23 protein-coding genes are annotated in these 24,550 nt (G+C 64.4%); 10 read left to right on the top strand and 13 right to left on the bottom strand.

Features of this window, described 5'->3' with window-relative positions:
• Window positions 1-61: 61 nt before the first annotated feature.
• From ABKS89_RS12545 to ABKS89_RS12505, 9 genes are all read left to right on the top strand, one after another.
• On the top strand, window positions 62-889 hold the full coding sequence (locus ABKS89_RS12545; RefSeq protein ID WP_348589306.1) for an enoyl-CoA hydratase/isomerase family protein: 828 nt from the start codon (window positions 62-64) through the stop codon (window positions 887-889).
• A 131-nt stretch (window positions 890-1,020) separates the two neighbouring features.
• A complete protein-coding gene (locus ABKS89_RS12540; protein ID WP_348589307.1) occupies window positions 1,021-2,160 on the top strand; it encodes an acyl-CoA dehydrogenase family protein in 1,140 nt (379 codons plus the stop codon).
• Between the two features lie 19 nt (window positions 2,161-2,179).
• A complete protein-coding gene (locus ABKS89_RS12535) occupies window positions 2,180-3,367 on the top strand; it encodes a lipid-transfer protein (protein ID WP_348589308.1) in 1,188 nt (395 codons plus the stop codon).
• A gap of 16 nt (window positions 3,368-3,383) precedes the next feature.
• The gene (locus ABKS89_RS12530; RefSeq protein ID WP_348589309.1) at window positions 3,384-3,824 is read left to right on the top strand and encodes a MaoC family dehydratase N-terminal domain-containing protein; all 441 of its coding nucleotides are present in this window, start codon (window positions 3,384-3,386) and stop codon (window positions 3,822-3,824) included.
• Window positions 3,825-3,838: 14 nt separating this feature from the next.
• The gene (locus ABKS89_RS12525) at window positions 3,839-4,258 is read left to right on the top strand and encodes a MaoC family dehydratase (protein WP_348589310.1); all 420 of its coding nucleotides are present in this window, start codon (window positions 3,839-3,841) and stop codon (window positions 4,256-4,258) included.
• Between the two features lie 11 nt (window positions 4,259-4,269).
• Complete coding sequence (locus ABKS89_RS12520) at window positions 4,270-5,094, top strand: SDR family NAD(P)-dependent oxidoreductase (protein WP_192382789.1); 825 nt, start codon at window positions 4,270-4,272, stop codon at window positions 5,092-5,094.
• A gap of 37 nt (window positions 5,095-5,131) precedes the next feature.
• On the top strand, window positions 5,132-7,120 hold the full coding sequence (locus tag ABKS89_RS12515) for an alkyl/aryl-sulfatase (RefSeq protein ID WP_348589311.1): 1,989 nt from the start codon (window positions 5,132-5,134) through the stop codon (window positions 7,118-7,120).
• A 71-nt stretch (window positions 7,121-7,191) separates the two neighbouring features.
• Window positions 7,192-8,694: a wax ester/triacylglycerol synthase family O-acyltransferase gene (locus tag ABKS89_RS12510; RefSeq protein WP_348589312.1), complete on the top strand. Its 1,503-nt coding sequence runs from the start codon at window positions 7,192-7,194 to the stop codon at window positions 8,692-8,694.
• A 64-nt stretch (window positions 8,695-8,758) separates the two neighbouring features.
• Window positions 8,759-10,186 carry a DUF3336 domain-containing protein gene (locus tag ABKS89_RS12505; RefSeq protein ID WP_348589313.1) on the top strand — a complete coding sequence of 476 codons (1,428 nt, stop codon included), beginning with the start codon at window positions 8,759-8,761 and terminating at the stop codon, window positions 10,184-10,186.
• A gap of 164 nt (window positions 10,187-10,350) precedes the next feature.
• Here ABKS89_RS12505 and ABKS89_RS12500 read toward each other — a convergent pair whose 3' ends face one another.
• Window positions 10,351-10,782: a GFA family protein gene (locus ABKS89_RS12500; RefSeq protein ID WP_151187362.1), complete on the bottom strand. Its 432-nt coding sequence runs from the start codon at window positions 10,780-10,782 to the stop codon at window positions 10,351-10,353.
• 107 nt (window positions 10,783-10,889) lie between these two features.
• On the opposite strand from ABKS89_RS12500, the gene ABKS89_RS12495 reads away from it, so the two are divergent.
• Window positions 10,890-11,774, top strand: a complete 885-nt coding sequence (locus tag ABKS89_RS12495) for a LysR family transcriptional regulator (protein WP_348589409.1) — start codon at window positions 10,890-10,892, stop codon at window positions 11,772-11,774.
• Window positions 11,775-11,911: 137 nt separating this feature from the next.
• On the opposite strand, the gene ABKS89_RS12490 is transcribed toward ABKS89_RS12495, so the two are convergent.
• From ABKS89_RS12490 to ABKS89_RS12435, 12 genes are all read right to left on the bottom strand, one after another.
• Window positions 11,912-14,311 carry a TonB-dependent siderophore receptor gene (locus ABKS89_RS12490; RefSeq protein WP_348589314.1) on the bottom strand — a complete coding sequence of 800 codons (2,400 nt, stop codon included), beginning with the start codon at window positions 14,309-14,311 and terminating at the stop codon, window positions 11,912-11,914.
• Window positions 14,312-14,403: 92 nt separating this feature from the next.
• The gene (locus tag ABKS89_RS12485; protein WP_348589315.1) at window positions 14,404-15,246 is read right to left on the bottom strand and encodes a FecR family protein; all 843 of its coding nucleotides are present in this window, start codon (window positions 15,244-15,246) and stop codon (window positions 14,404-14,406) included.
• Complete coding sequence (locus ABKS89_RS12480; protein WP_151187369.1) at window positions 15,243-15,776, bottom strand: RNA polymerase sigma factor; 534 nt, start codon at window positions 15,774-15,776, stop codon at window positions 15,243-15,245. Before ABKS89_RS12480 ends, ABKS89_RS12485 begins: the two co-directional genes overlap by 4 nt.
• 263 nt (window positions 15,777-16,039) lie before the next feature.
• Window positions 16,040-16,696, bottom strand: a complete 657-nt coding sequence (locus tag ABKS89_RS12475) for a hypothetical protein (RefSeq protein WP_348589316.1) — start codon at window positions 16,694-16,696, stop codon at window positions 16,040-16,042.
• Window positions 16,697-17,198: 502 nt separating this feature from the next.
• A complete protein-coding gene (locus ABKS89_RS12470; RefSeq protein WP_348589317.1) occupies window positions 17,199-18,458 on the bottom strand; it encodes an ankyrin repeat domain-containing protein in 1,260 nt (419 codons plus the stop codon).
• 69 nt (window positions 18,459-18,527) lie between these two features.
• Entirely contained in the window at window positions 18,528-18,695 is a 168-nt protein-coding gene (locus ABKS89_RS12465; protein ID WP_518301015.1) for a BRCT domain-containing protein, read from the bottom strand.
• Window positions 18,696-18,735: 40 nt separating this feature from the next.
• A complete protein-coding gene (locus ABKS89_RS12460) occupies window positions 18,736-19,407 on the bottom strand; it encodes a hypothetical protein (RefSeq protein ID WP_518301014.1) in 672 nt (223 codons plus the stop codon).
• A 654-nt stretch (window positions 19,408-20,061) separates the two neighbouring features.
• The gene (locus tag ABKS89_RS12455) at window positions 20,062-20,820 is read right to left on the bottom strand and encodes an ABC transporter permease (protein WP_348589319.1); all 759 of its coding nucleotides are present in this window, start codon (window positions 20,818-20,820) and stop codon (window positions 20,062-20,064) included.
• Window positions 20,817-22,016, bottom strand: a complete 1,200-nt coding sequence (locus ABKS89_RS12450) for an ABC transporter substrate-binding protein (protein ID WP_348589320.1) — start codon at window positions 22,014-22,016, stop codon at window positions 20,817-20,819. Before ABKS89_RS12450 ends, ABKS89_RS12455 begins: the two co-directional genes overlap by 4 nt.
• Entirely contained in the window at window positions 21,982-22,818 is an 837-nt protein-coding gene (locus ABKS89_RS12445; protein WP_348589321.1) for an ABC transporter ATP-binding protein, read from the bottom strand. Before ABKS89_RS12445 ends, ABKS89_RS12450 begins: the two co-directional genes overlap by 35 nt.
• On the bottom strand, window positions 22,815-23,873 hold the full coding sequence (locus ABKS89_RS12440; protein ID WP_348589322.1) for an acyl-CoA dehydrogenase family protein: 1,059 nt from the start codon (window positions 23,871-23,873) through the stop codon (window positions 22,815-22,817). The genes ABKS89_RS12445 and ABKS89_RS12440 overlap by 4 nt, the downstream gene beginning before the upstream one ends.
• 46 nt (window positions 23,874-23,919) lie before the next feature.
• A complete protein-coding gene (locus ABKS89_RS12435) occupies window positions 23,920-24,477 on the bottom strand; it encodes a carboxymuconolactone decarboxylase family protein (RefSeq protein WP_192295915.1) in 558 nt (185 codons plus the stop codon).
• Between the last annotated feature and the right edge of the window lie 73 nt (window positions 24,478-24,550).

The following is a 24,550-nucleotide window of genomic DNA, read 5'->3' as shown; positions in this document are numbered from 1 at the left end:
GGGTGGCGGCGCCGGTCCGCGCGCAGCCGAGCATGGATGGACTCTTCCTGCGGAGTCCACCATGAGCACCGAACTGATCGAGCTGCGCGAGTCGCAGCTGGCCATCGCCGATGGCATCGCCACCCTTACCCACCTGAAGCCAGCGGCACGCAATGCGTTGTCGCTGGAGCTGCGTGAGGACTACGCGGACATGCTCGACCGCCTGGAGGCCGATCGCAGCCTCCGCGCGCTGATCATCACCGGCTCCGGCGGCAGCTTCTGCGCGGGCGGCGACATCCGGTCGCTCAAGGAACGCCAGCTCAGCAGCGACCCTGAAGTCAACTCGGCCAACGCCATGCGCCTGCGCATCCGCCGCCTGCACGGCTGGCTGGAGCGCCTGCGGGGGCTGGAGATCCCGGTGATCGCCGCCGTCGATGGCCCGGCCTATGGCGCCGGGTTCGCCATTGCCCTGCTGGCGGATTTCATTCTCGCCTCCGAGCGCGCCTCCTTTTGCCTGCCGTTCGCCAGGCTCGGCCTGGTGCCCGACTCCGGCGCGCTCTATACGTTGCCGCGGGTAGTCGGCCTGCAGAAGGCCAAGGAACTGCTGTTCAGCGCTCGCCGGGTGGCCGTCGAGGAGGCCCGCGAGCTGGGCATCGTGCACTCGATACACCGCCCCGAAGAGCTGGCCGCCGCCGCGCAATGGCTGGCCCGGCGCTTCCTCGCTTCACCGCGCGACGCCATCGCCATGAGCAAGCGCCTGCTCAACCAGAGCTACGAAACCCCGTGGCAGGCCATGGCAGAACTGGAAGGCCTCGCCCAGGGCGTCGCCTCCACCGCGCCCTATCACGATGAAGCGGTGTCCGCCTTCCTGCGTGGCGAACCTTCCCGCTACGACTGGGACCGCGACTGAACCACCCGGCCCGGGTGGAGTAGCGCCGCCCCGCGCGCCCCTACCGTAACCACCAGGCCTTCGCGCCTTTGCCGCGACAACCAGACATCACCCCAACGACCGGCGCGGCCGGTCGGCAACAGGAGCCCTCCGTGCACATCGAGCGCAGCGTCTTCCGCGACGACCATGAAATCTTCCGCACCACGGTGCGGCGCTTCTTCGAACGTGAGTGCGTGCCGCGCCAGGAAGCCTGGAACCAGGCCGGACAGTGGGACCGTGAGACCTGGCTGAAGGCCGGCCGCGAAGGCCTGCTGGGCATCACCCTGCCCACCGAATACGGCGGTGGTGGCGGCGATTTCGGCCACAGCGCGGTGTACAACGAGGAGTTCAACCGTGCCGGCCTGTCCGGCAACGGGATGGGCATGCACTCGGACATCATCGCCCCCTACATCGCCCGCTGCGGCAGCGAAGAACAGAAGCGCCGCTGGCTGCCCGACGCCTGCTCGGGTGAGCTGATCCTCGCCATCGCCATGACCGAACCGGGCACCGGCAGCGACCTCAAAGCGGTGCGTACTACCGCCATCCGCGACGGCGACGAGTACGTGATCAACGGCAGCAAGACCTTCATCAGCAACGGGCTGTCCGCCGACCTGGTGATCGTTGTCTGCAAGACCGATCCGGAAGCAGGCGCCAAGGGCATCAGCCTGATTGCCGTGGAAACCGACCGCACCGGCTTCCAGCGCGGACGCAAGCTGGACAAGGTAGGCCAGCACGCCCAGGACACCGCCGAGCTGTACTTCGACAACGTGCGGGTGCCGGTGGCCAACCGACTGGGCGAGGAAGGCAAGGGCTTCGCCTACCTGATGGGCGAGCTGCCGCAGGAGCGCTTCTCCATCGCCGTTTCCGCCGCCGCGCGACTGGAGGCGGTGCTCGACCACACCCTGGACTACGTGAAGAACCGCAAGGCCTTCGGCCAGACCGTCTGGGACTTCCAGAACACCCGTTTCAAGCTCGCCGACATCAAGGCCCAGGCCACGGCCGTGCGCCTGATGATCGACCACTACCTGGCCGAGCACATGCGTCGCCGCCTGACCCTGGAAGAAGCGGCCATCGCCAAGCTGTTCGCCACCGAAACCCTGGGCAAGGCGCTGGACGAAATGGTCCAGCTGCACGGCGGCTACGGCTACATGCTCGAGTACCCGGTGGCCCGCGCCTTCGTCGACATGCGGGTGAACCGCATCTACGGCGGCACCAGCGAAGTCATGCGCGAGCTGATCTCGCGCAAGCTCTGATCACACAAGGACAACAACCATGAGCCAGAAAGCATTCGTCGCCGGCGTCGGCATGATCCAGTTCAGGAAGCCCGGCACCAGCGACTTCTACGACGTGATGGCGGCCCAGGCGATCCGCCAGGCGCTGGAAGACGCCGGCATCGACTACCGCCTGGTGCAGCAGGCCTACGCCGGCTACGTCTACGGCGATTCCTGCTGCGGCCAGAAGGCTGTGTACCACGCCGGCATGACCGGTATCCCGGTGCTCAACGTCAATAACAACTGCGCCACCGGTTCCTCCGCCCTCTTCCTCGCCCGCCAGGCGGTGGCCAGCGGCGCGGTGGACTGTGCGCTGGCGGTGGGCTTCGAACAGATGAACCCGGGCGCGCTGAAGTCCGCCTGGCCAGATCGCCCGGCAGCGCTGGAGCGCGCCAACGCGGTGGTCAGCGAGCTGGTGACCGGCATCGACGTACCCAGCAATGCCATTCGCCAGTTCGCCGGCGCCGGCCGCGCGCACATGCAGAAGTACGGCACCAAGCTGGAAACCTTCGCCGCCATTCGCGCCAAGGCCAGCCGCCACGCCGCGCGCAACCCGCTGGCGGTGTTCCGCAACGTGGTGACCACCGAACAGGTGATGAACGATGTGGTTCTCTGGCCCGGCGTGCTGACCCGCCTGATGGCCTGCCCGCCCACCTGCGGCGCGGCGGCGGCCATCGTGGTTTCCGAAGCCTTCGCAAAAAAGCACGGCCTGCGCACCGACGTGCTGATCGCCGGCCAGTCGATGGCCACCGATATTCCGGCGTCCTTCGACACCCGCGACATGATCCGCGTGGTCGGCTTCGAGGTCACCCGCCTGGCCGCACAGCAGGCCTACGAACAGGCCGGCATCGGCGTCAACGACATCAACGTGATCGAACTGCACGACTGCTTTGCCCAGAACGAGCTGCTCACCTACGAAGGCCTCGGCCTGTGCACCGAGGGCGAAGGCGAGAAGCTGGTCAACGACGGTGACAACACCTATGGCGGGCGCTGGGTGGTCAACCCGTCCGGCGGCCTGCTTTCCAAGGGCCACCCGCTGGGCGCCACCGGCCTGGCCCAGTGCTACGAGCTGACCCACCAGCTGCGCGGCACGGCCGGGGATCGTCAGGTCGAAGCGGCGCGCATCGCTGTGCAGCACAACCTCGGCCTCGGCGGCGCGGGCGTGGTCACTGTGTACCAGAAGAACTGACGGCGGGAGTTTCCAGATGATCGATAGCAAACACATCGGCAAGGTCCTGCCCTCGTTCAGCGCCGTCGCCGAAGCCGGCCAGCTGCGCTTCTTCGCCAAGGCCATCGGCGAGACCGACCCGGTCTACTTCGACGAGCAGGCCGCCCGCGACGCCGGCCATCCCGGCCTGCCGCTGCCGCCGACCTTCCTCTTCTCGCTGGCCTTCAAGATGCCCAACCAGGCCTGGCGCGACGAGCTGGGGATCGTCTCCTCGCGCATCCTTCACGGCGAGGAATCCTTCACCTACCAGCGCATGGCCTATGCCGGCGACACGCTGCACTTCGACGTGCGCATCACCGACATCTACGACAAGAAAGGCGGCGCGCTGAGCTTCGTGGTCCGCGAGTCGAAGGTCAGCAACCAGCGCGGCGAGCACGTGGCGACCCTGCGTACCACCCTCGTCCACCGCAACGGCTGACCCGGAGGCCCACCATGAGCAACGTTCGATTCGACTCCGTGCAGGTCGGCGACAGCCTGCCGCCGCTGACCCTGCCGCCGATCAACCGCACCACCCTGGCGCTGTTCGCCGGCGCCTCGGGCGACCACAACCCGATCCACATCGACACCGACTACGCGCGCAAGGCCGGCATGGTCGACGTGTTCGCCCACGGAATGTTGTCCATGGCCTACCTCGGCCGCCTGCTGACCGGCTGGGTCGACCAGCGCCAGTTGCGCGGCTTCGACGTGCGCTTCGCCGGCATCACCCACCTCGGCCACCAGATCACCTGTAGCGGCAAGGTGGTGGAGAAGTTCGAGGCCGAGGGCGAACAGCGCGTGAAGCTGGAAATCCAGACCACCAACCAGTACGGCGAAACCCGCATCGTCGGCGACGCCATCGTCGCCCTGCAGTAAGGAGCAAGAACATGGCAAAACTCGACGGCAAGGTGGCGCTGGTCACCGGTTCCGGCCGTGGCATCGGCCAGGCCATCGCACTCAAGCTGGCCAGCGAAGGCGCACGCATCGTGCTCAACGACCTGGACCTGGCACCGGCGCAGGAAACCGCGGCAATGATCCGCGACCTGGGCGGTGCGGCGGCGGTCTGCCACGGCAACGTCAGCGCGCCGGACTTCGCCGAGCGCTACATCCGTACCGCGATGGAGAGCTTCAAGGGCATCGACATCATCGTCAACAACGCCGGCTACACCTGGGACGACGTGGTGCAGAAGATGAGCGACGAGCAGTGGTACGCCATCCTCGACTGCCACATGACCGCGCCCTTCCGCATCTTCCGCGCCGCCTACCCGGTCATCAAGGCGCAGGCCCAGGCCGACGCCGAGGCCGGGCGCGAGGTGTTCCGCAAGGTGGTGAATATTTCCTCGGTGTCCGCGCTCAACGGCAACGCCGGGCAGATCAACTACAGCGGCGCCAAGGCCGGTGTCGCCGGCATGACCCGCGCACTGGCCCGCGAATGGGGCCGCTTCAAGGTCAACGTCAACGCCGTGGCCTTCGGTTTCATCGAGACCCGCATGACCCGCGCCGACGCCCATGCCGGCGCAACGGTGAACATCGAGGGCCGCGACATCCGCGTCGGCATCAGCCCCGAGGCGGCGAAGTCCTTCGCCCAGCGCAACCCGCTGGGTCGCCCCGGCAGCGTGCAGGAAGCGGCCGACGCGGTGTACCTGTTCTGCTCGCCCGAATCCAACTACATCACCGCGCAGACCATCGCCGTGGCCGGCAACCTCCAGTAGCCGCCTTGGCATCCAGAACAAGAACATGGAGTCACGCATGAAGTCCCGGATCAGTCGTTACCTGCCCCACAGCCTGCTGGCCGGCGCCATCGCCGCCAGCCTCCACCTGCCGCTGCTGGCCGCCGAAACCACCACCAGCCAGCCGGCCAGCAGCCTCACCGCGGCGAAGAACGCGGAAGTGCTCAAGGTGCTGCCCTTCAGCGACCGCAGCGACTACGAGTCGGTCACCCGCGGGCTGGTCGCGCCCTTCAAGGGGCAGATTCGCAACGCCGCCGGAAGGGTCGTGTGGGACAGCCAGGCGCATGACTTCCTCGACGCGGACAAGGCTCCCGACACGGTCAACCCGAGCCTCTGGCGCGCTGCCCAGCTGAACAACCATGCCGGCCTGTTCCAGGTCGCGGACGGCATCTACCAGCTGCGCGGGATGGACGTGTCGAACATGACCATCATCGAAGGCAAGGACGGCCTGTTCGTCATCGATCCGCTGACCTATGCCGAAACCGCCCGCGCGGCGCTGGAGCTGTACTACCAGCACCGGCCGAAGAAGCCCATCGTCGGCGTGGGCTACAGCCACAGCCACGGCGACCACTTCGGCGGCGTGCGCGGGGTGGTCGACGAGGAGGACGTGAAGAGTGGCAAGGTGAAGATCTTCGCCCCGTCCGGCTTCATGGAACACGCCATCAGCGAGAACATCTTCGCCGGCAACGCCATGAGCCGCCGCTCGCAGTTCCAGTTCGGCACCTTCCTGCCGCGCGGCGAGCGCGGGCAGCTGGACGTCGGCATGGGCAAGGCGCTGCCCTCGGGCGGCACCTTCACGCTGATCGCGCCGACCGACCTGATCCGCAACGAGTATGAAACCCACACCGTTGCCGGCATCCAGATCGAGTTCCAGCTCACCCCCGGCACCGAAGCGCCGGCGGAGATGAACTTCTACTTCCCGCAGCTGCGCGCGCTGTGCATGTCCGAGAACAGCACGCAGATGATGCACAACATCCTCACCCCGCGGGGCGCACTGGTGCGTGACGCCAAGGCCTGGTCGCAGTACCTCGACGCCAGCCTGGAACGCTACGGCGAGAAGACCGACGTGATGTTCGTCTCGCACAATTGGCCGACCTGGGGCGGCGAGCGCATCCGCACGCTGCTGGCTGACCAGCGCGACATGTACGCCTTCCTCAATGACCGCACCCTGCACCTGATGAATCAGGGGCTGACCTCCACCGAAATCGCCGAAAAGATGGACAAGCTGCCCGGCGAGCTGGAGAAGAAGTGGTACACCCGCGGCTACTACGGCTCCCTCAGCCACAACTCGCGCGCCGTGTACCAGCGCTACCTGGGCTTCTACGACGGCAACCCGGCGAACCTCAACCCGCTCACCCCGGTGGACGCCGGCAACCACTATGTCGAGGCCCTGGGTGGCGCCGATGCGGTGCTCAAGCTGGTCCGCGCGGCCATCGACAAGGGCGATTACCGCTGGGCGGCGACCCTGGGCAACCACCTGATCTTCGCCCAGCCGGACAACCAGCAGGCCAAGGCCCTGCAGGCCGACGCCCTAGAGCAGCTCGGCTACCAGGCGGAGAACGCCCTCTGGCGCAACATCTACCTGACCGGCGCCATGGAGCTGCGCGGCGGCGTGCCGGTGTATGACGCCGGGGCGACCAAGGCCGACGTGGTGAAGAGCATGGAGCCCGGCCAGTTCTTCGACTTCCTGGCGATCCGCCTGGATTCGGACAAGGCCCAGGGGCACGACATGGTGATGAACTGGGTGTTCAGCGACCTCGGCAAGGACTACGCAGTGACCCTGCGCAACGGCGTGCTGACCCATCGCAACGACGAGAAGAGCGCCAACCCGACAGTCACCGTCACCCTGGCCAAGAGCACGCTGGACCAGATCAGCCTGCGCAAGCTGGACTTCCCCACCGCCATCAAGCAGGGCGACATCAAGCTCGACGGCGACGCCAAGGCGCTGGGCGCCTTCCTCGGCATGATCGACAGCCCGGCCCCGCAGTTCAACATCGTCACCCCGTGACGCCCTCCCGCACCGGGCCTGCCCGGTGCGGGACATCCCCTTCGAGGCCGGCCCGCGCCGGAACAGTCAGCATGAAGCAACTCACCCCCATGGATGCGCAGTTCTTCTACTCCGACGCCCCGCACCAGCCGATGGTCATCGGCGGCCTGTGGATCTGCGACCAGCGATCCGCGCCCAATGGACTGGTCCGGCACAAGGACATCATTCGCTTCATCGACAGCCGCCTGAGCGGCACCTCGCTGTTCCGCCGGCGCCTGCAGCACGCGCCGTTCCGCCTGGACGACCCGTACTGGCTGGAGGACAAGCACTTCGACCTGGAGTACCACATCCGCCATGTCGGCCTGCCGCAGCCCGGCGACTGGCGCCAGCTGTGCATCTTCACCGCACGGATGATGTCGCGCAGCCTGGACATGGAGCGCGCGCCCTGGGACATCACCATCATCGAGGGGCTGAACAATGTCGAAGGTGTCCCGCCGGGCAGCTTCGCCCTGCTGCTGCGCTTCCACCATGCCTACGTCGACGGCAAGTCCGGGGTGGAGATCACCACCCTGCTGATGGACGACCAGGTCGAATTCGACGAGAACCCCTATCGCCAGCCGCTCAACGAGCGGATGCCGACCCGCGCGCAGATGTGGGCCAAGACCATGCCGCGCCTGCTCGGCCAATCGCTGCGCAGCGCCCGCGCCGGCTACAGCGTCGCACACAAGAGCCTGCAACTGGTCACCCAGTTGCGCGGCGAGGCCAGCCCGGACCAGCACCGCGTGCCGACCACCCTGTTCAATGCCCCGGTTTCGCCACACCGCACCTACGGCGCCACCTGCTGGCCGATCACCGAGCTCAAGCAGATTCGCCGCTGCGCTCCAGGCGCCACGCTGAATGACGTGATCATCGCGATCATCGCCGGCGCCCTGCGGCGCTACCTGCTGCGCCGCGAAGCCCTGCCGGTGGACCAGTCGCTGGTCGCTCTGTGCCCGGTGGCCATGCGCCCGGAAGGCGCACGCCGGGACATGGGCAACCTGATCTCGATGATGCTCATCGGCGTGGGCACCGACCTGTCGGACCCGCAGCAGCGCCTGCAGGCCATCACCGAACGGACCCGGCGCGGCGCGCCGCTGGCCAGGGAGGTGATGCACGAGCTGATAACCTCCCTGGGCGACATGCTCCCGGCGCCGGTGCGCATGTTCGGGGGCTGGTTGCAGAACCAGATCCGCTACGTCGGCCGCTTCCACCTGCAGAACACCCTGATCACCAACGTGCCGGGGCCGACCAATGGCGCCGAGAAGAAGTACTTCGCCGGTGCCGAGATTCTCGCCACCTACCCCATCGTCCCGGTGCTCGACGGCATGGGCCTGAGCCACGGCATCACCAGCCTCTACGGGCAGATCATCCTCGGGGTTCTGGCCGACCGGCAGATGCTGCCGGACATGGACGTGTACATGGCCTGCCTGCAGGAGTCCACCGACGAGTACCTGGCGCTCGCCCGCGACAACCCTACCGGCCCGACCGAGGACAAGCCCGCCGCGCCACGCAGGCGCCCTGCCACCCGGGGCCAGGCAGAGCCCGGCAACCCTTGAAGTCCGGGCCGTCCACCGAGCGGCCCAACCCGAAAGTCAGCGCGCACAGCACAGGAAGGAAACGATGTTCAGGCAGAAGTCGGCGGCCCGCCAATGGCAGGACAGGATGGACCATGCGCACAGCTACCAGGAGTGGGCGCAGCACGCGACCGCCCGCGACCAGGCCACCGGCATGGATGACTGGCGGCGCAACGAAGTCTGCGCGGACTACGACTACCGCACCGTGCGCCAGCGCTTCGAACGCCTGCGTGACCTGCACAACGCCAGCGATTATGGCGGCCTGATGTTCGCCCTCAACGAGGGTATCCACGGAAACCTTGCCGGCATGGGCAAGGCGTCCCTGTATGGCCATTCGCACCTGGGCACCAAGCACCTGATCCACCAGTACATCGAGGAAGTCTGCCGCGCGCTGGCCGCCATCGACGCGCTCGACGACAACGTCATACCGCTGGCCGAACGCAAGGACTTCTTCCTGCGCGCCAGCCACTGCTTCGGTCGCTCGGCGCTGATGCTCAGTGGCGGCGCGGTACTCGGTTACTTCCACGCTGGCGTGCTCAAGGCCCTGCTCGAGCAGGGACTGCTGCCGCGGATCATCTCCGGTTCCAGCGCCGGCTCGATTCTCGCTGCCATTGCCTGCACCCACAGCGATGCCGAGCTGCCGGAGCGCCTGCAGGCCGAGCACCTGCTGATGCAAGTGCAACGCCAGCGACGTCCGCTGGCACGAACGACACTTGAAGCCAATGACCTGGCCAGCTATCTGCAGCGACTGATTCCGGACCTGACCTTCGCCGAAGCGTACAAGGTCAGTGGCCGCCACCTGAACATCACCGTCACCGGCCTGCAGCCCAGACAGGCACCGCGCCTGCTCAACGCCATCACGGCCCCGACGGTGCTGGTGCGTTCTGCAATCATGGCGTCCTGTGCGATCTCCGGCATCTACCCACCGGTCACCCTGCAGGCGAAGAATGCCGCCGGCCTGCAGGTTCCCTACCTGCCGGAACAGCAGTGGATCGACGGTTCCTTCCTCGACGACCTGCCGGCCAAGCGCCTCGGCCGCCTGTACGGGGTCAACCACTTCATTTCCAGCATGGCCAACCCGGCGGCGCTGCTCTTCACGCCCAATCCCGACACCCGGCCGAACCTGCTGCAGAGCGCGGTGAACCGGCAGATCCGCCTCGGCAAAGGTGTGGCGACCCATATGCTGCGCCTGGGCCGCGACCACCTGCGCCTGCGCAACCCCACCCTCGCTCGCTGGCAGCACCTGGGCTACAGCATCCTGGCGCAGGACTACACCGCCGACATCAACCTGTTCCTCGGCAAGCGCTGGCACAACCCGCTCAAGCTGCTCGCACCGCTGCCCCTGGCCGAGTTGCGCAAGCTGGTGCGTAAAGGCGAGCAGGCCACCTGGGAGCGCATGGAGATGGTCCGAAACTGCACAGCCATAAGCCGCACGCTGGATGACATCCTGCGCAGACGTCTTTGGTCAATGTGAGCCCGATACCGTAGAAGGCGGGCCTGACGCACAGGCCTGGTCTGGCGAATTCCGGCGCTTCTGTCGAGCTGCAAACGGCGAACGGTGCGGCGGAAGCCGTCCGGCGTTGAAAGCCGCCATTTGCCAGCGGCGGCTTTCGGCCAGAAGCGGACACTGGTCGTAAATTAAATCAGTGCTGCTGCAAATTCTTCCGGCGTAGGGCTTTCCGGCCATTGGGGAGCTTCGGCCGGCAGCACTATCCAGGGCTGTTTGCGTTTGGCCCAGATGTGTGCTCGCGGAGTCCACTGCGATGCGCCTTCAAGCACGCCGGCACGCACTATGCGCACGCCTGGTGCTGCGGTCGTTTCATTGAACAGGCGGGTCAGGCAGGCCGCGCAGGCGTATTGAGTCGAGCTATGCCCCTGGTGTTCGTCTGCGTACTCGCACAGCTCGCCGACAGCTTCTACGCATTGCGCCTGGCACAGCAGGTGTAGACCGAAAGCACTGCCGCTCCAGCGCTGGCAGTTCAGGCAATGGCACGCATAAAGCGGTGGAAGGACGTCCGCATGCAGACGAATGCTGACCTTGCCGCATCGGCACTGTCCGGTGAATCCCATGGTGTCACTCCTTACAATGGCGCATTGGGATGTTCGAGAAGCGCATGATCCATGGTCCAGGCGCCGGACAGAAGAGAGCAATTGGAGCAACCGTTGGTAGCAAATGTATGAGCGGAATCGAGTGGGAAGGACAGCGGGTATTCCTCGCTGTGCTGCGCTCTGGAAGTCTGTCGGGCGCCGCCAGGCTGCTGGACATAGCGCAGTCCACCGCGCGCCGGCGTCTGGAGAATCTGGAAAGCGCCCTCGGGCTCAGTCTGTTCACTCGGACATCCACTGGCCTGACGCCGACAGACTCCGCACGCCAGCTCATCCGTCACGTGGAGTCGATGGACATTGCCGCCCAGGCATTCAATCGCATGGCCAGCTCGGAGACGGACGACTCCCACGGTGCGGTCAGAATCACGAGCAGTGATCTGCTGGGCGTGGAAGTCCTTCCACGGCTATTGCGTGACTTCCACCATGACCATCCAGGGCTCGATCTCCAGCTGAGCATCAACGACCAGATGCAAGACCTCGCCAGACAGGAGTCGGACATTGCAGTTCGCCTGCTACGACCAAGCGAAGCGGGCATGGTGGTGCGACGTCCTGGCGTATTGCGGGTCGGCATTTATGCCAGCGCCGAGTGCCTGAAGCGCTATGGAGAGCCCAGGAGTCTCGACGCATTGCGCAAGGCTCCCTTGATAGGGCCTGATCGGCGCTCTGCCGATCTGCGCCGGTTGGTCGAAACCGGTCTGTGCGAAGCGGATCAGCGCTTCGCGATCGCGACGGACAATCATCTGGCTCAGCTCGCAGCCATTCGCGCCGGACTTGGCTTTGGCCTGTGCCCAGTCACCGTCGCTTCACGCTATCCCCTGACCCAGGTGCTGCCAGGCACCTTCGGCTTCGAGGTAGACGTGTGGCTCGCCATGCACTCCGATTTGCGCCGTATCAAACGTATCGCGCGGGCCTTCGAAGCTTTGGGCGATGCCTTGCAGAAGGAGCTGACTGGATAGAGCACCTCTGCCCGCAGCGCGAGGCATGAGAGTCCGCTATGGGTCGGAGGCAGGCATTGCAGCTCAACGAAAATATGACCGGCACCAACCCAGCGGCCTGTACCGGCCAGTCATCACGACACTGATACCAGTGCCCCTCAGAAGCCAGGGCTGTAGCGCACCGTCAACATCAGATTGCGCGGGTCACCGAAGCTGTTGGCGCCCCAGCTGTTGCTTATGTTCTGGTAGTAGCGCTTGTCAAAGGCGTTGTTCAGATTGGCCTGCAGTTGCCACTCCGCAGCGGGCTGGTAGGCCAGCATGAAGTCGCTGACGCTGTAGCCGCCCTGCTTCACGCCGAAGCTGGTGTAGGCGCTGCTCTGGGTACGGAAGCCACCGCCTACTGTCCAGCGATCCAGCTCACCGGGCAATCGATAGGTGGTGAAGACCTTGAACAGGTTGTAGGGCGTATCGCTGTCAAAGCGCTCGCCCTTCTCTGCCGAGTCGCTGGACTTGGTGTACTCGGCTCCGGCATAGGTGTAGCCGGCGGACATCTGCCAGCCTGGCACCAGCTCGCCGCCCACTTCCAGCTCCACACCGCGGGTACGCACTTCGCCACTGGCCTCGTAACAGGCGCTCACTCCCGGGGCGCATTGTGCGGATGGCAGCGACTTGGCGAGATTTTCCTGCACCAGTTGGAAAAGCGCCGCACTGGCATTGAGCGCCCCACCGAAATACTCACCCTTGATCCCGGTTTCGTAGTTGGTGCCGGTCACCGGCTCCAGCAGGCTGCCGCTCACGCTCTGGGCTGCCTGGGGTTTGAAGATGCGAGTCCAGCTGGCGTAGACCGAATAAGTGTCGTTCAGGTCGTAGATGACTCCGGCATAGGGGGTGTACTCGCGAGTCGCCTTGTAGTCGTCGCCAAAGCTGTATTCGCCCGAATGGGTGAGCTGCTCATATTCGTACCAGTCCAGGCGCGAGCCGAGGATCAGGTGCACATCCTCACGCAGGTTGAAGCGCGCCGTGGCGTATGTGCTCGACTGCTGCTCATGGCCATCGCGCGACCAGTTGTTGTCGATGGACGGTTTGGGATAGGCCTTGGGGTCGAAGTGCTGCGGATCGACGATCACGTCCGAATCGATGCCGGGGCCGCCGGGGCCATCGTTGGTTTCGTCACGCCGCCAACTGGCGCCGACCACCAGTTCGTGGGTGGCGCCGAACAGGCTGAAAGGCCCGCTGGCGTAAGTATCGATACTCTTCTGGGTGTGCTGGTACGTATAGCGGCCGATGTTCAGGTGGTAGGCATCGTTCTCGTCGGTGTAGAGGCTGCCGCCGAGCATGTCCATGTCGCCACGCAGCCAGGTCGCGTTTAGCCGCAGCTTCCAGTCGTTATCGAAACGGTGCTCTACTTCGGCAAAAGCGCTGCGGTTTTCCTTGTCCCAGTAGGTCCAGTCCGGCGCCGTGCGCGCGGCGCGGGAGAAGTCGAAGAAGCTGCCATCGGGGCGCGTGGGCAGACCGTTCCAGTCGGCGCCGGGATTATCTTCGCGGTTGTACCAGGCTCCCAGCGTGAGGGTCGTGGCTTCGTTGAGATCGTACTCGCCGATACCGTAGAACAGTTGGCGCTGGTTGCCGTAAGCGTCGACGAAGCTGTTGCGATCCTGGTAGGCGCCGACGAAGCGGCCGCGCAGGTCGCCGCTGTCGCTCAGCTTGCCGCTGACATCGACTTCGCCCCGGTAATCGTCCCAGCGTCCGGCACTGCCGGTGAAAGTCAGCTGTGGCGCCAAGGTCGGGCGCTTTCGCACCAGGTTGAGGGTGCCTGAAGGATTGCCCGCGCCGACCATCAGGCCGGAGGCACCGCGCACCACCTCCACGTGGTCGTACATGGCCAGCGTCGAGGTACCGAGGGTGTCGCTGTCATAGGCCACCGGCAGGCCGTCGATCATGATGTTGTCGATGGCCGCGCCACGGGAGTAGAACTCCGGGCGTTCCCCACCGGTCTTGCGCAGGGTCAGGCCCGGCGTGTAGGTGGCGATGTCTTCCAGCTTCTGCAGGTTCTGGTCGTCCATGCGCTGGCGGCTTACCACGGTGACCGATTGCGGCGTCTCGCGCAGCGAGGAGGCCAGCTTGGTACCCACGCTCATGCTCCCGGTGGTGTAGGACCCGCTGTGCTCGGTGACTTCCCCCAGCTGCTGTCCGAGCACCTGAGTGGCATCCATTTCCAACACCGCATCAGTCTGCGGTGCAGCCACCAGGTAACTGCCATCGGCGGTCTGCTCCAGCCGCAGCCGGGTTCCCCGCAGCAGTAGTCGCAAGGCCTGCTGCACGCTCAGTTCGCCGCTGAGCGCCGGAGCCTGCAGACCCGCAGTTGCGTCCGTGGCGAAGAGGATGCGAGTGCCAGTCTGCCGAGCCAACTCGTTGAGCGCCCGATCCAGCGGTTGCGGCGGCAGCGTAAACGCATAGCGCGCTTCCTGCGCCTGCAGGGTGGAAGCGAGCAACAGGCCGCCTGCCAGTAGCGAAAGGCGCGCGAAACCGAAGCGGCGCGAGAGTACTTTAGTGTCCATTCAACTCCCCAGTGACACGATCAAATAACGTTCACAGGGATAGGCGGATGGCGACGCGGAAAAGGTGACGTCGCGTTGAAAATATTTTTCTCTCAGCGCGCGCCGACTTCGACGCTGCCATCCGGCCGGCGACTCACCTGCACCGGCAGGATCGACGGCAGCAGATCGATCAGCGCTTCAACCGCCTGAGTGTCGAATTCGCCTGACACACGCAAGCCCGTCACGCGCGGGTCCGCCAGGCGGATTGGCGCCGTGCGGTAGCGCTGGATATCCACCAGCACATCCTGTAGCGGGGTGCCGTCGAAACGGAGCTTGCCGTGCTGCCAGGCGATGGCGCGATCCGCGTCTACCGCCTGCACCAGACCCAGACTCGAGCGGGTTGAGGTCATTTGCTGGCCCGCCTCCAGGCGCTGCTCCGGCGAAGTCGCATTGCCTACCGCGACGGCGCCTTCGAGTACCGTCACCGAGACCCCGCGCCGGTCGCTGCGCACATTGAAGGCAGTGCCGATGTCCCGGACGGAAACGCCCTGGCTGCGCACGGTGAATGGCTTCGGCCCATGCGCCACGGTAAAGGTCGCCTCCCCTTCCACCAGTTCGATCTGCCGACTGCGCAGGCGACTCTCTACCTGCAGAACGGTGGCGCTGTTGAGAACAACCCGGCTGCCGTCCGCCAACAGCAGGCTCTTGCTTTGCCCGACTGCCGTGCGCTGTTCCTCGCTGCGCCATGCAGGATCGGCGACCCACAATCCCACGCCCAGCGCCAGCACGGAAAGGCCCCCCGCCAGGGTCTGCTTGCGCCGGCGCTGACGCGCGCTGAAGGCCTTGGCTTCGGCGAGCAATTCATTGCGCGAAGGCACACGAGTCTTGAGGGCCTCCTCGTAGGGCTGTAGTGGATCGTTGTCTTGTCGATTGCCTGCAGGATCTTGGTGCATCATCGGCCCGCCAGCGCCTGTCGCGCCGGTTCCCAATCACGAGCGATAGCGATCATGGCGCGGGAAAGATGCTTTCCCACCATGTTCAGGGTGATACCCAGTTCGCGGGCAATGTCCTGGCGCGACATGTCGTGAATGCGATGCAACAGGAATATCTGCCGCGCGCGCGTTGGCAACGCTTCGATAATGGCGAGCAGGGCTTCCAACTGCTGCTCGAAATCCAGGGCGCAGGCACCATCCACCTCGTGCACGTGCCAGTCGGGCACCTCGGCGGACAACTCGAAATACGCATTGCGAGTATTGTCCGCCCGGCTGCGATCGATGGCCTTGTTGAAGGAAGCGCGGCGCAGGAACGCCAGCGGTAACTTGATGCGCTCCTTCGGCGGTTTCTCCAGGACTTGAACGCAGACATCATGCACGACGTCGCGCGCAAATTGGCTGCCCTGAAAACGCCGGCGGATGAAGTCGACGAGATCGTCGTAATGCAGAGCCAGCGCGCCAATCAGCTCCGCGCTTGGAGGAACCCGAGTCATTGCTTCCACTGCAATCAAATGAGATTGAGTCGCATTATATACAGCGCATCTCAAATGGCTAGTAGCCGCAGCTCGCAGGGCTTGAGGAGCCAGTGGCTCATTCGCGAGTGCGTGTACTAAGTGCAGCGAAAGGCAACTAGCGGTCGACTTCTGTCGGCCACAACTGGCAGAGAACGGCCAATGTAGCCATCCAGTCCAGCGAACGTAGATGCCAGATTGGGCGGGGTACATCCGCACAATCTGGCATATGTGTGGCGTTACATCTATTGGGATATCGGGGCGGTAGAGGCTCCGCTGACGGTTCGGAAATCGCCAGATTTGTCGCGGAAGCAGTAATTTATGGAAACAGGCGTTTCATATTTTGTTCCCAGCTCATAGACAGCATTGCGGCACGTTGCCCGGGGCCAGTCAGACTTAAACACCTGCCGAACCTCATAATCCTTGCCTGCCTGGGGTATGAAGTTCACGGGAGCCGAGGAACAGCTGGAGTTCGAGGTAACCAGAGCGACAAAAGCGATCAGCGGCTGCCCGGCTGGGACCACATGTTCATCGTAGTATCTACGCGTGTCATCGATCGTCGCAGTGACGGTTGATGCCGGCATGCCTATGACATTGTTCTGGTAAGCAGAGGGCGGCATTCCGAAGGCATCAAGACTCTCGCCTTTCGGAGCGGTACGCGCTGGATTCCATCCTTCCGGCGCCTTACCAACTGCAGCGTTTCTATAGCTGACGTTGAAATATTGCTCGCAGCTTTGACCTGATACAAAGCCTGCGTATGCACCTTGCCCACTGATCAATCGAACGCGCGCCATGGTCGCGGAGTCATACTTCCTTGCTTCAGCCTCGTTCTGAATGTCAGTTTTTTTGAATGTGCAGCCAGCAAGAGCCAGGGGCACGACGAGAAGCAGACCAGCGCGCATTGCTTGTGTCCTTTCTTGACTCAACATGTGTTTCCTACGGTGCCGCGAACCTGATTGGATCGCACCCATCATAGTTGCCGGAAAAATCCGGGAGTGACTTTGCCGAGGTGCGTTTTCCTGCTGAATAGAAGGTGCAGCGGGTCTCACCAAACTGGCTGTACCAGGCATGGCAGCGGATGTGCATCGCTCCGGCAAGGGTAAGCTCGCGGAGCTGGGCTCCCAGTCATCCTCTGAAGTTGCCTGCAAGCTCATGCAAAGCGTGTTGCCGCGTAAGCTGAGCCTTTCGATACATGGCTGCTCCCACTCCCCGAAGACCGCATTCAAGGGCGCGGGCCATTGGCCCGGGTCCGGGATTTCAAGAGCGCAGACCAACTTCTCGTGCAACTCTGCGAGCACCTGGGCATCGGGATGGAGACAGGTGAGGGTGAATACCTTTTCCGACATGAAGCGTTCCTTGCTTAAAACGCATCCATTAACTGGTACGTTGTTAGGGGGACAAGTGCTACCAAGTCACTGGTTGCCCCAATCCCTCGAGCAGCGGCAGCGAGTACTGTTCAGCCAAGGCTCTGGCGCTGAAGCCTCTTTGGTTGGGCGTATCGAGCGAAAGACCTGCTTCCAGCAATTGGCGAGCAATCTCCACCGCTTCGGGCCTCACCTGCCAGGCCAGGCTTCCTTCGCGAATGGCCCACTGCGGCCCACTGATAAGGTGCAGAGCAGAGCAACCCCGAGCATCAGTCGCGGATGCGCTTGCGCCTTTGCTCAGTAGATACTCGATAACCTCGGTCTCACCGGCGAACGCTGCTGCCATCAAAGGCGTAGCACCGGGCGCCAGTACAGGCGTTCCGAAGATGTACAAGCCATCGGAAATAGGACGATCGACGTCGCAGCAGCACTCTTCCACCAGCAAGCGCACCAGAGGCAAACGCTCCCGCTCGCTCGGCGATGGGCTTGCGCAGACCAAATGCAGGGCTTCCGAATCGATGGCAGGCAGGCCGCAATCGGAAAGAAGCTCCAAAACAACGAGCGACGCACGCTGAGCAGCAACTTCTATGGAGACCCTTGCCAGATCGTCACTCAACGTCATTCGCGAAAGCAGGTCGCGAATCAGGTCTACGTTTTCATCGTAGATGGCGATGGTGAGAGCACAGTCACCATAATCGTCGACAGCCATCAGATCGGCGCCATGCTCGATCAGAGTCGCCACGGCATTGCGGTGCCAGTCACTGTCAGAAGCCCGACGGCATGCCACTATCAGCGGCGTCTGCTCAGCGTCCCCCCGCGCATTCAGATGCCCTTCGGCTCGAAGCACCCCCTCGATCAGCGAAGGCAGATCGCCGGAGCCATTCTTTAGCGAGTCAAAGAGCCGCTCAACGGGGCTCTTGCTCTGTTCAATCCGCGCCAGCACTTCCGGGGTGAACTCTTCGGTCCACAGGAATTGATCCCCCCTAAGGAAGCCTTCGTAGATCTTGTTGCCTGCTCGGCGAGTCCAACGCCCCTCCGGTTCTACAAACGGACCCAGGGTCATGAATACCGTCAGAGACGGGTCGCTCGCTAGCGGTCCGCAGTAGCGGATATTGTGTATCGCATCGCCCGACTCTTCGAACAGCATGCCCAACGCAACGAGCGCTTGCGACAACTGACTGCTCTGCGCCAGCGCATCCTTGGCTGCGATCTGCAGGGCGACATGGCCCTTGAGCGCCGCAAGGGCTGCGTCTTGTTTCTCGTTGACGACGGAAATGGTTGAGCTTGCAACTGCATCCACGGGAAAACCCTCCTTGGTAATTGACGATCTGATCCGAAGCGTCTCTGATGAGCCAGCACGCGGACCTGACTATTCGTACGACTCGAAGAACTCCTGCTCGGTGATAAGGCTCGCACCGACGGCGGAAGCCTTGTCCAGCTTGGACTTTCCCGGCTTGCTTCCGACTATCAGCAGGGTCGTTCGAGAGTTAACGCTCTTCTGCACGGTTCCTTCGCGCTCCCTGACCAGTTCCTCCATTTCCTCGCGCCCATAACCCCCACTGCGCCTGGCGTGTGATCTATTGCTTCTGGGCCGTATCGCTTGTTGGTTTCTCAAGACCGACTTGCAAAGGATCGACCGTCACGAATTTACCGTCCTGAGCCCTGGAGCAGAGCTTCGTCCGAAGCGGCACTTCGACGGTGACGCCTGCGAGGTCGTCAAGCTTTTTAGCCGAGATGGCGCATTTCCCGCTGATTCCTTGCAGAAAATACTCAAGCTGGAATTCATAGTTGCGACCAGGTTCAGGAGTGACCAGTAGCGGGCTGGGGTCACAGGTGTAGCTACCGACAGCCGCCAACTGGACGATTAAGGTCTGATTGGCCGGCACAACATACTCGTCGTACTGCTTCCGTGTGCTGTTGATTTCCTTGGAGGCGGACGAGGCTGGGACGCCAACACTGGTGTTCTGGCTGTCAGTGTCGCGCCAAGGGGCAATCCCAGGACCGTCTAGGTGCGCCTGTCGCCAAGCATCATGTATGCGGAGATCGCGCGATGAGCTACCGGAGAGTACAGTCTCGCAGGTAAGGCCACTGGCGAAGCCGCCCTTCACTCCGTCTCCAGTAATCAGCCGAATACGCGCCGTTGTTTCGGGATCGAATTTGGCGATTTCCGCTTCGTTGCGGACATCCGTCTTCTTGGTAGCACAGCCAGCCAGGGCTAAAGCGAAGCAAAGCACTACTGGGGTTTTCATCATTTCACTCGAGTCCTTGAGTTAGCCTAAGTCCGTTGCTCGCCGATTTTAACGAGGCGATGTCCGGCGGCAAGTTTTTCTCCGCAGCTCATCTCTAGTGCGCCAGTGGCCCCGCGAAGCAGCTTTCGGAACGTCGTCCATGCCTTTGGCGCAATTCCACAGCCGGTAGCTGCCTGTCACCAGCGCCCGCTTCCGGCCATTAGCAGACGCCCGACAGACAAAAAATGCCGGATCAACCTGACCCGGCGAATAGGAGCAGCATAACGCGCTGCAAGGGGAGCAGTGCCTCAAGCTTCCAATTGTCAGAAGACTTGAGGCAGTACTTCATTCTTCATGATCTGCAGAACATTCCCGGCCTCAGGGCGGCTCCAGTCTTGTGCGAGCTCCGCGATCATTGTGTTCGTTGCGGTGAGCACAACACCCTCCTGCACCATGCGGAGACGGGCAGCCTGCTCCGAGTACTCGTACGGGGAGCCGGATGCATCAAGAACCACCTGCACTTGATAACCGTCCTGACGGGCGCTTAACGTCGGTGGTGGCGCCGGTCATGATGAGGTTCCTACGCTTCGTCTTTTCGACTGCGCTTCTGAACTCAGGATCACTCCAACCGATCAAACCACGCTGCGAGTACTGCCAAACTTGGCGCACAGCTCGTTAGCCATGCCGTCGATACAGACTGCGCGCCAGCGCATCCAGGGCGAAGCCCAGTAGGCCGATCAGCAGCACCATGGCCATCAGCTCCGAGTAGGCCAGGCGGTCCCGCGTATCGAGGATGTAGTAACCAAGTCCAGCGCTGACGCCGAGCATTTCGCAAGGCACCAGGACGATCCAGAGGATGCCGATGGCCAGGCGCACGCCGGTCAGCACGTGGCCGAGTACACCGGGCAGGATAACCTTGCGCAGCGTCTCGAACGGCGTGGCGCTCAGGCTCTTCGACAACTGCAACCAGCGCGGGTCGAGCTGGCGCACCCCGGCGGCAGTGTTGAGCAGGATCGGCCAGACGGCGGCGAAGGCCAGCAGGAAGTAGATCGGCGAGTCGCCCACCCCCATCAACATCACCGCAATGGGCATCCACGACAGCGGCGAGATCATCCGCAGGAACTGGAAGGCCGGCGTGGTGGCTGCCTCCAGATGGCGTGAAGCCCCCACCAGCAAGCCCAGCGGAACACCCACCGCCAGCGCCAGGAGCAGGCCGAGCAGCACTCGCTTCAGGCTCACCAGTACGTGTTCGTAAAGCTCCGAGCGAGCCAGCAGCTCGCCCAGGCTGGTGAAGGTGGCCTGTGGCGAGAACAGTTGCCCCAGGCCGTCGCCGCCGAACAGCTGCACGCCGAGCCACCACAGGACGAGCAGCGCGAGCAGCCCGGCCAGGCCCAGCGCCCAGTGGCGACGCGTAGAAAGTACAACGGGTGTCACGTGCTGATCTCCTCACTCCGTTCGAAGCTGTCCGGGAAGCCAAAGGCGCCCAGGCCGCCGACGCTGGCCAGCGCAGTGCGCACGAAGCGGTCGTCGACCAGGTCCTTCGCCACCTGCGCCGGCTCCAGCGCAGCGAGGAAGCCCTTGTCGCCCTGGATCAGCGTGTCCTTCAGGCGGCGCACCAATTCCTCGGTGTAGCTGGGGAACGGATAAGGCTGGAAGTCGATGCGTTCCTCGTGCCAATCGGCATGGCGGATGGCGCCGTCGGCCAGGTATTGCTGGCGCTCGCTGGCCGCCGGGGCCAGCACGCGGCCGAGCACTTCCGGCGCATGGGGCGTGTAACGGTTTTCGCCGTCCTTGGACAGCAGCCGGGCCGCTTCGGCGCGGTTGTCACGGGTCCACAGCTGCGCCTTGACGATGGCGTTGACCACCTTCTGCGACCACTCCGGCCGGTTGTTCAGGTCGTGCTCGTGCATGAACACCACGCAACAGGCGTGATTGCGCCAGACATCGCCGGTGAAGCGCTGGATGCGCCCGACCTTGAGGTTCTCCGCCAGGGCGTTGAACGGTTCGGCGACGATGTAGCCGGCGATACGCCTGGACGCCAGGGCAGGCGGCATGTCCGACGGCGGCAGCACTACCAGGTTGACCTCGTTGGCAGTCAGTGTGGCGTTGGCCGGCTTGCTCACCGCCTGCAGGCCGTTGTCGCGCAGCAGCGATTGCAGCACCACGTTGTGGATCGAATACCAGAACGGGATCGCCAGGGTCTTGCCACCCAACTGCTTCACGTCACTAATGTCCGGCGCCACAGTCAGGCCCGAGCCACCGACGTGGTTCCAGGCCACCACCTTGGCTGGCACCTTGCTGCCGTAGCGCGCCCAGACCGTCATCGGCGACAGCAGGTGAATGACGTTGACCTGGCCGGAGATGAACGCCTCGATCACCTGCGCCCAGCTGCGCAGCAGCACGGGGCGTTCGGCCTTGATGCCTTCGGCGTCGAACAGGCCGTTGGCGTGGGCCACCAGCAAGGGTGTGGCGTCGGTGATCGGCAGGTAGCCGATACGTACCGGAGCATCCGGCTCGCTGGCGGCCCGCGCCTGCAGACTGGTCAGCAGTGGCAAAGCGCCGGCGGCGGAAAGCAGCGCGCCGAGTTTGAGGATGTCACGTCGGGAGTGTGTGGGGTCGTCCAGGCACATGGGCAGGCTCCTGCGCAGAAGGGATATTTGCGTGGGTGCGGCTTGCCCGCCGTAGGGTTATGAGGATCTCGACCCGTCGCGCGCCCAGTTCCTCGACCAGCTCCGCACGGGGTTGCGGCAGGTCGATGCTCCACTCGCCCAACGTCCGCGCCGGGGTGTCGCCCAGTAGCAGGATACGGTCGGAAAGCAGCAGGGCTTCGTCGATGTCGTGGGTGATCAGTACAGCGGCGGTGCGCCGCTGGTGGATCACGCCGAGCAGCAGTTGTTGCATGTCGGCGCGAGTGACTTCGTCCAGCGCACCAAAGGGTTCGTCGAGCAGCAGCACTTGCGGTTGCCGCGCCAGGCAACGCGCCAGCGCGGTACGCTGGGCCATGCCGCCGGACAGTTGCGCCGGCATGAAGTCCCGGGCATGGCTCAGGCCGACCGCGGCGATGGCATCCTCCACGCGCTGTTGCAGCGTGGCCTTGTCGATGTTCGGCTGGCGAGCGAAGTCCAGGCCGAAGGCGACGTTCTTCGCCAGGCTCAGCCAGGGCAACAGGCTCGGGTCCTGGAACGCCACGGCGACGCGCGGGTGCGGGCCGTCGATGGGCTGGCCGAGCAACCGCACGGTGCCGGCGGCTGGCTTCTGCAAACCGGCGAGCACGCGCAGCAGACTGGACTTGCCGACGCCGCTGGGGCCAAGGATGGACACCACCTCCCCCGGCGCCAGCTCCAGCGCGAAGCCTTCGAGCACGCTGCGCCAGCCGCTGTCGCCGGGATAGCCCAGGGCGACGTCGCTGGCCTGCAGGATCACCTCGGTCATGCGCGCGCCTGCTTCTGCAGTTCAGCACGCAGCTGCACCAGGCTGGGCGTGACGATCGGTACGAAGGCCGACTCGCGCCAGCGACGGGCGAACGCCGCACCGTACTCGCTGAGATAGGCTTTGCCGCCGCTGGCCTGCAGCTCCAGTTGCACCGCCGCAGCCGCGCCTCCGGCCAGACCGATGCGGATACGGAACAGCGCGGCCGGCTCAGTGAGGAAGGTGCCGTCCAGCAGCCCGGCGCGAAGTTGGGCAACAAGCTCCTCGAGTTCGCCGCTCAGGCGCTGTTCCTCCTCGCGCAGCACCGAGCGGCGGTCGCTCAGATGGCTGCGCACGGCGTCCAGAGCCTTGCGGGTCAAGCCGATCGTCATCGCGCATTGCAGGCCGAGGAAGGCCGGACGCACTGCAGGCAGGTACTGGCGGGCATCGTCGTGCAGCAACCACTCGCGGGGCAGTTCGACGGCGGAGAAATCCAGCGCGGCGGTGTTACTCGACTGCAGGCCGAGCAGTTGCAGGTCGTCAGAACGGGTCAGCCCGGCGCTGTCGGAAGCGATGGCCGCCACCAGCGGCGGCTCGCCCGGCCGCTCGATGGCGGCGGCCACCACGAAGCGGCCCTTACGCAAGTTGGTCACCCAGTGCAGGCGGCCGTCGAGGGTCCAGGCATCGCCTGCAGGCGTCGCGGCCACCTGCAGGTTCTCGATGCCGGAGAGAAACTTCATGGCGTTGGACAGCCCGGTGGCGCCGGCCAGACGGCCATCCAGCAATTCGCCGAGCAGGCGATCGCCCAGTTCGCGATTGGGGCTCTGCAGCAGGTATTCGATGAAAGCGCGTTGCCCCCAGAAGACGAAGGCAGCGGTCAGGGAATGCCCGGCGACGTCGGCAATGGCGTCGATCGCATCGAGCACGCTGCCGCCGGTGCCGCCGCGTTCTACCGGCACGCCAATGGCGAACAGGCCGGCAGCGGCAAGTTGCGGCAGCACGCTCTGCGGATCGGTATGGCCGAGGTCGAGGCCCTCGGCGTGCTCGTCGAGCCAGCGGCTCAGGGTCGGGTCGAGCATGTCGCTCTCCTTGCAGGGGCGGCGCGGGCCGCCCGGTCACACGAAATCAGTCAGCCTTTTCCCAGCGATAGCGGCCGAGCTCTGGGTTCAGCGGCGTCTGCGCCAGAACGTTGGCAAAGTTGCACAGGGTCGCCAGGCTGATGCCCAGCAGCACTTCCAGGGCGTTGCCGTCGCTGAAGCCGGCGGCGCGGAAGGCCGCCAGGCTCGAGTCGCTGACCGCGCCACGGGTGGCGATGGATTCACGGGCGAAAGCGGCCAGGGCTTCCAGGCGGGCATCGGGCAGTTCGCGCTGTTCGCGCAAGGCGGCTATGACTTCCTCAGGCAGCTTGGCCTTGTTGTAGGCCACGGCGGTGTGCCCGGCGACGCAGAAATCGCAGCCGTGGGTGGTGGCGGCGATCAACTGGACCACCTCGCGTTCCGGCAGTCCGAGGTCGGACTTGCCGTTGAGCCCGGAAACGGTCACATAGGTTTCCAGGGCGGCCGGTGCGTTGGCCAGAACTCCCAGCAGGTTGGGGATGAAACCGGAGCCCTTGAGTGCATTCTCGAGGAACGGCTTGGCGGCTTCCGGGGCGCTGTCTAGGGTCTGGATGGGCAGGCGGGACATGGTTCGACTCCGTTGAAATGGGGTGTCGAAAAAGTCTGTTGGTAATAAGAAATCCATTCAATATTCTAAAGTC

The organism is Pseudomonas sp. LABIM340, assembly GCF_040017195.2.
GTDB lineage: Bacteria > Pseudomonadota > Gammaproteobacteria > Pseudomonadales > Pseudomonadaceae > Pseudomonas.
This window is presented reverse-complemented; position numbering and strand designations above follow the sequence as displayed.

What these genes read in the sequence shown, in the direction of transcription:
- ABKS89_RS12460 (WP_518301014.1), bottom strand. Translation starts at nt 19,407, where the DNA reads ATGAAAACCCCAGTAGTGCTTTGCTTCGCTTTAGCCCTGGCTGGCTGT.
- ABKS89_RS12510 (WP_348589312.1), top strand. Translation starts at nt 7,192, where the DNA reads ATGAAGCAACTCACCCCCATGGATGCGCAGTTCTTCTACTCCGACGCC.
- ABKS89_RS12445 (WP_348589321.1), bottom strand. Translation starts at nt 22,818, where the DNA reads ATGACCGAGGTGATCCTGCAGGCCAGCGACGTCGCCCTGGGCTATCCC.
- ABKS89_RS12535 (WP_348589308.1), top strand. Translation starts at nt 2,180, where the DNA reads ATGAGCCAGAAAGCATTCGTCGCCGGCGTCGGCATGATCCAGTTCAGG.
- ABKS89_RS12505 (WP_348589313.1), top strand. Translation starts at nt 8,759, where the DNA reads ATGTTCAGGCAGAAGTCGGCGGCCCGCCAATGGCAGGACAGGATGGAC.
- ABKS89_RS12485 (WP_348589315.1), bottom strand. Translation starts at nt 15,246, where the DNA reads ATGATGCACCAAGATCCTGCAGGCAATCGACAAGACAACGATCCACTA.
- ABKS89_RS12525 (WP_348589310.1), top strand. Translation starts at nt 3,839, where the DNA reads ATGAGCAACGTTCGATTCGACTCCGTGCAGGTCGGCGACAGCCTGCCG.
- ABKS89_RS12450 (WP_348589320.1), bottom strand. Translation starts at nt 22,016, where the DNA reads ATGTGCCTGGACGACCCCACACACTCCCGACGTGACATCCTCAAACTC.
- ABKS89_RS12520 (WP_192382789.1), top strand. Translation starts at nt 4,270, where the DNA reads ATGGCAAAACTCGACGGCAAGGTGGCGCTGGTCACCGGTTCCGGCCGT.
- ABKS89_RS12435 (WP_192295915.1), bottom strand. Translation starts at nt 24,477, where the DNA reads ATGTCCCGCCTGCCCATCCAGACCCTAGACAGCGCCCCGGAAGCCGCC.
- ABKS89_RS12545 (WP_348589306.1), top strand. Translation starts at nt 62, where the DNA reads ATGAGCACCGAACTGATCGAGCTGCGCGAGTCGCAGCTGGCCATCGCC.
- ABKS89_RS12500 (WP_151187362.1), bottom strand. Translation starts at nt 10,782, where the DNA reads ATGGGATTCACCGGACAGTGCCGATGCGGCAAGGTCAGCATTCGTCTG.
- ABKS89_RS12515 (WP_348589311.1), top strand. Translation starts at nt 5,132, where the DNA reads ATGAAGTCCCGGATCAGTCGTTACCTGCCCCACAGCCTGCTGGCCGGC.
- ABKS89_RS12465 (WP_518301015.1), bottom strand. Translation starts at nt 18,695, where the DNA reads ATGGAGGAACTGGTCAGGGAGCGCGAAGGAACCGTGCAGAAGAGCGTT.
- ABKS89_RS12480 (WP_151187369.1), bottom strand. Translation starts at nt 15,776, where the DNA reads ATGACTCGGGTTCCTCCAAGCGCGGAGCTGATTGGCGCGCTGGCTCTG.
- ABKS89_RS12440 (WP_348589322.1), bottom strand. Translation starts at nt 23,873, where the DNA reads ATGCTCGACCCGACCCTGAGCCGCTGGCTCGACGAGCACGCCGAGGGC.
- ABKS89_RS12490 (WP_348589314.1), bottom strand. Translation starts at nt 14,311, where the DNA reads ATGGACACTAAAGTACTCTCGCGCCGCTTCGGTTTCGCGCGCCTTTCG.
- ABKS89_RS12530 (WP_348589309.1), top strand. Translation starts at nt 3,384, where the DNA reads ATGATCGATAGCAAACACATCGGCAAGGTCCTGCCCTCGTTCAGCGCC.
- ABKS89_RS12495 (WP_348589409.1), top strand. Translation starts at nt 10,890, where the DNA reads ATGAGCGGAATCGAGTGGGAAGGACAGCGGGTATTCCTCGCTGTGCTG.
- ABKS89_RS12475 (WP_348589316.1), bottom strand. Translation starts at nt 16,696, where the DNA reads ATGCGCGCTGGTCTGCTTCTCGTCGTGCCCCTGGCTCTTGCTGGCTGC.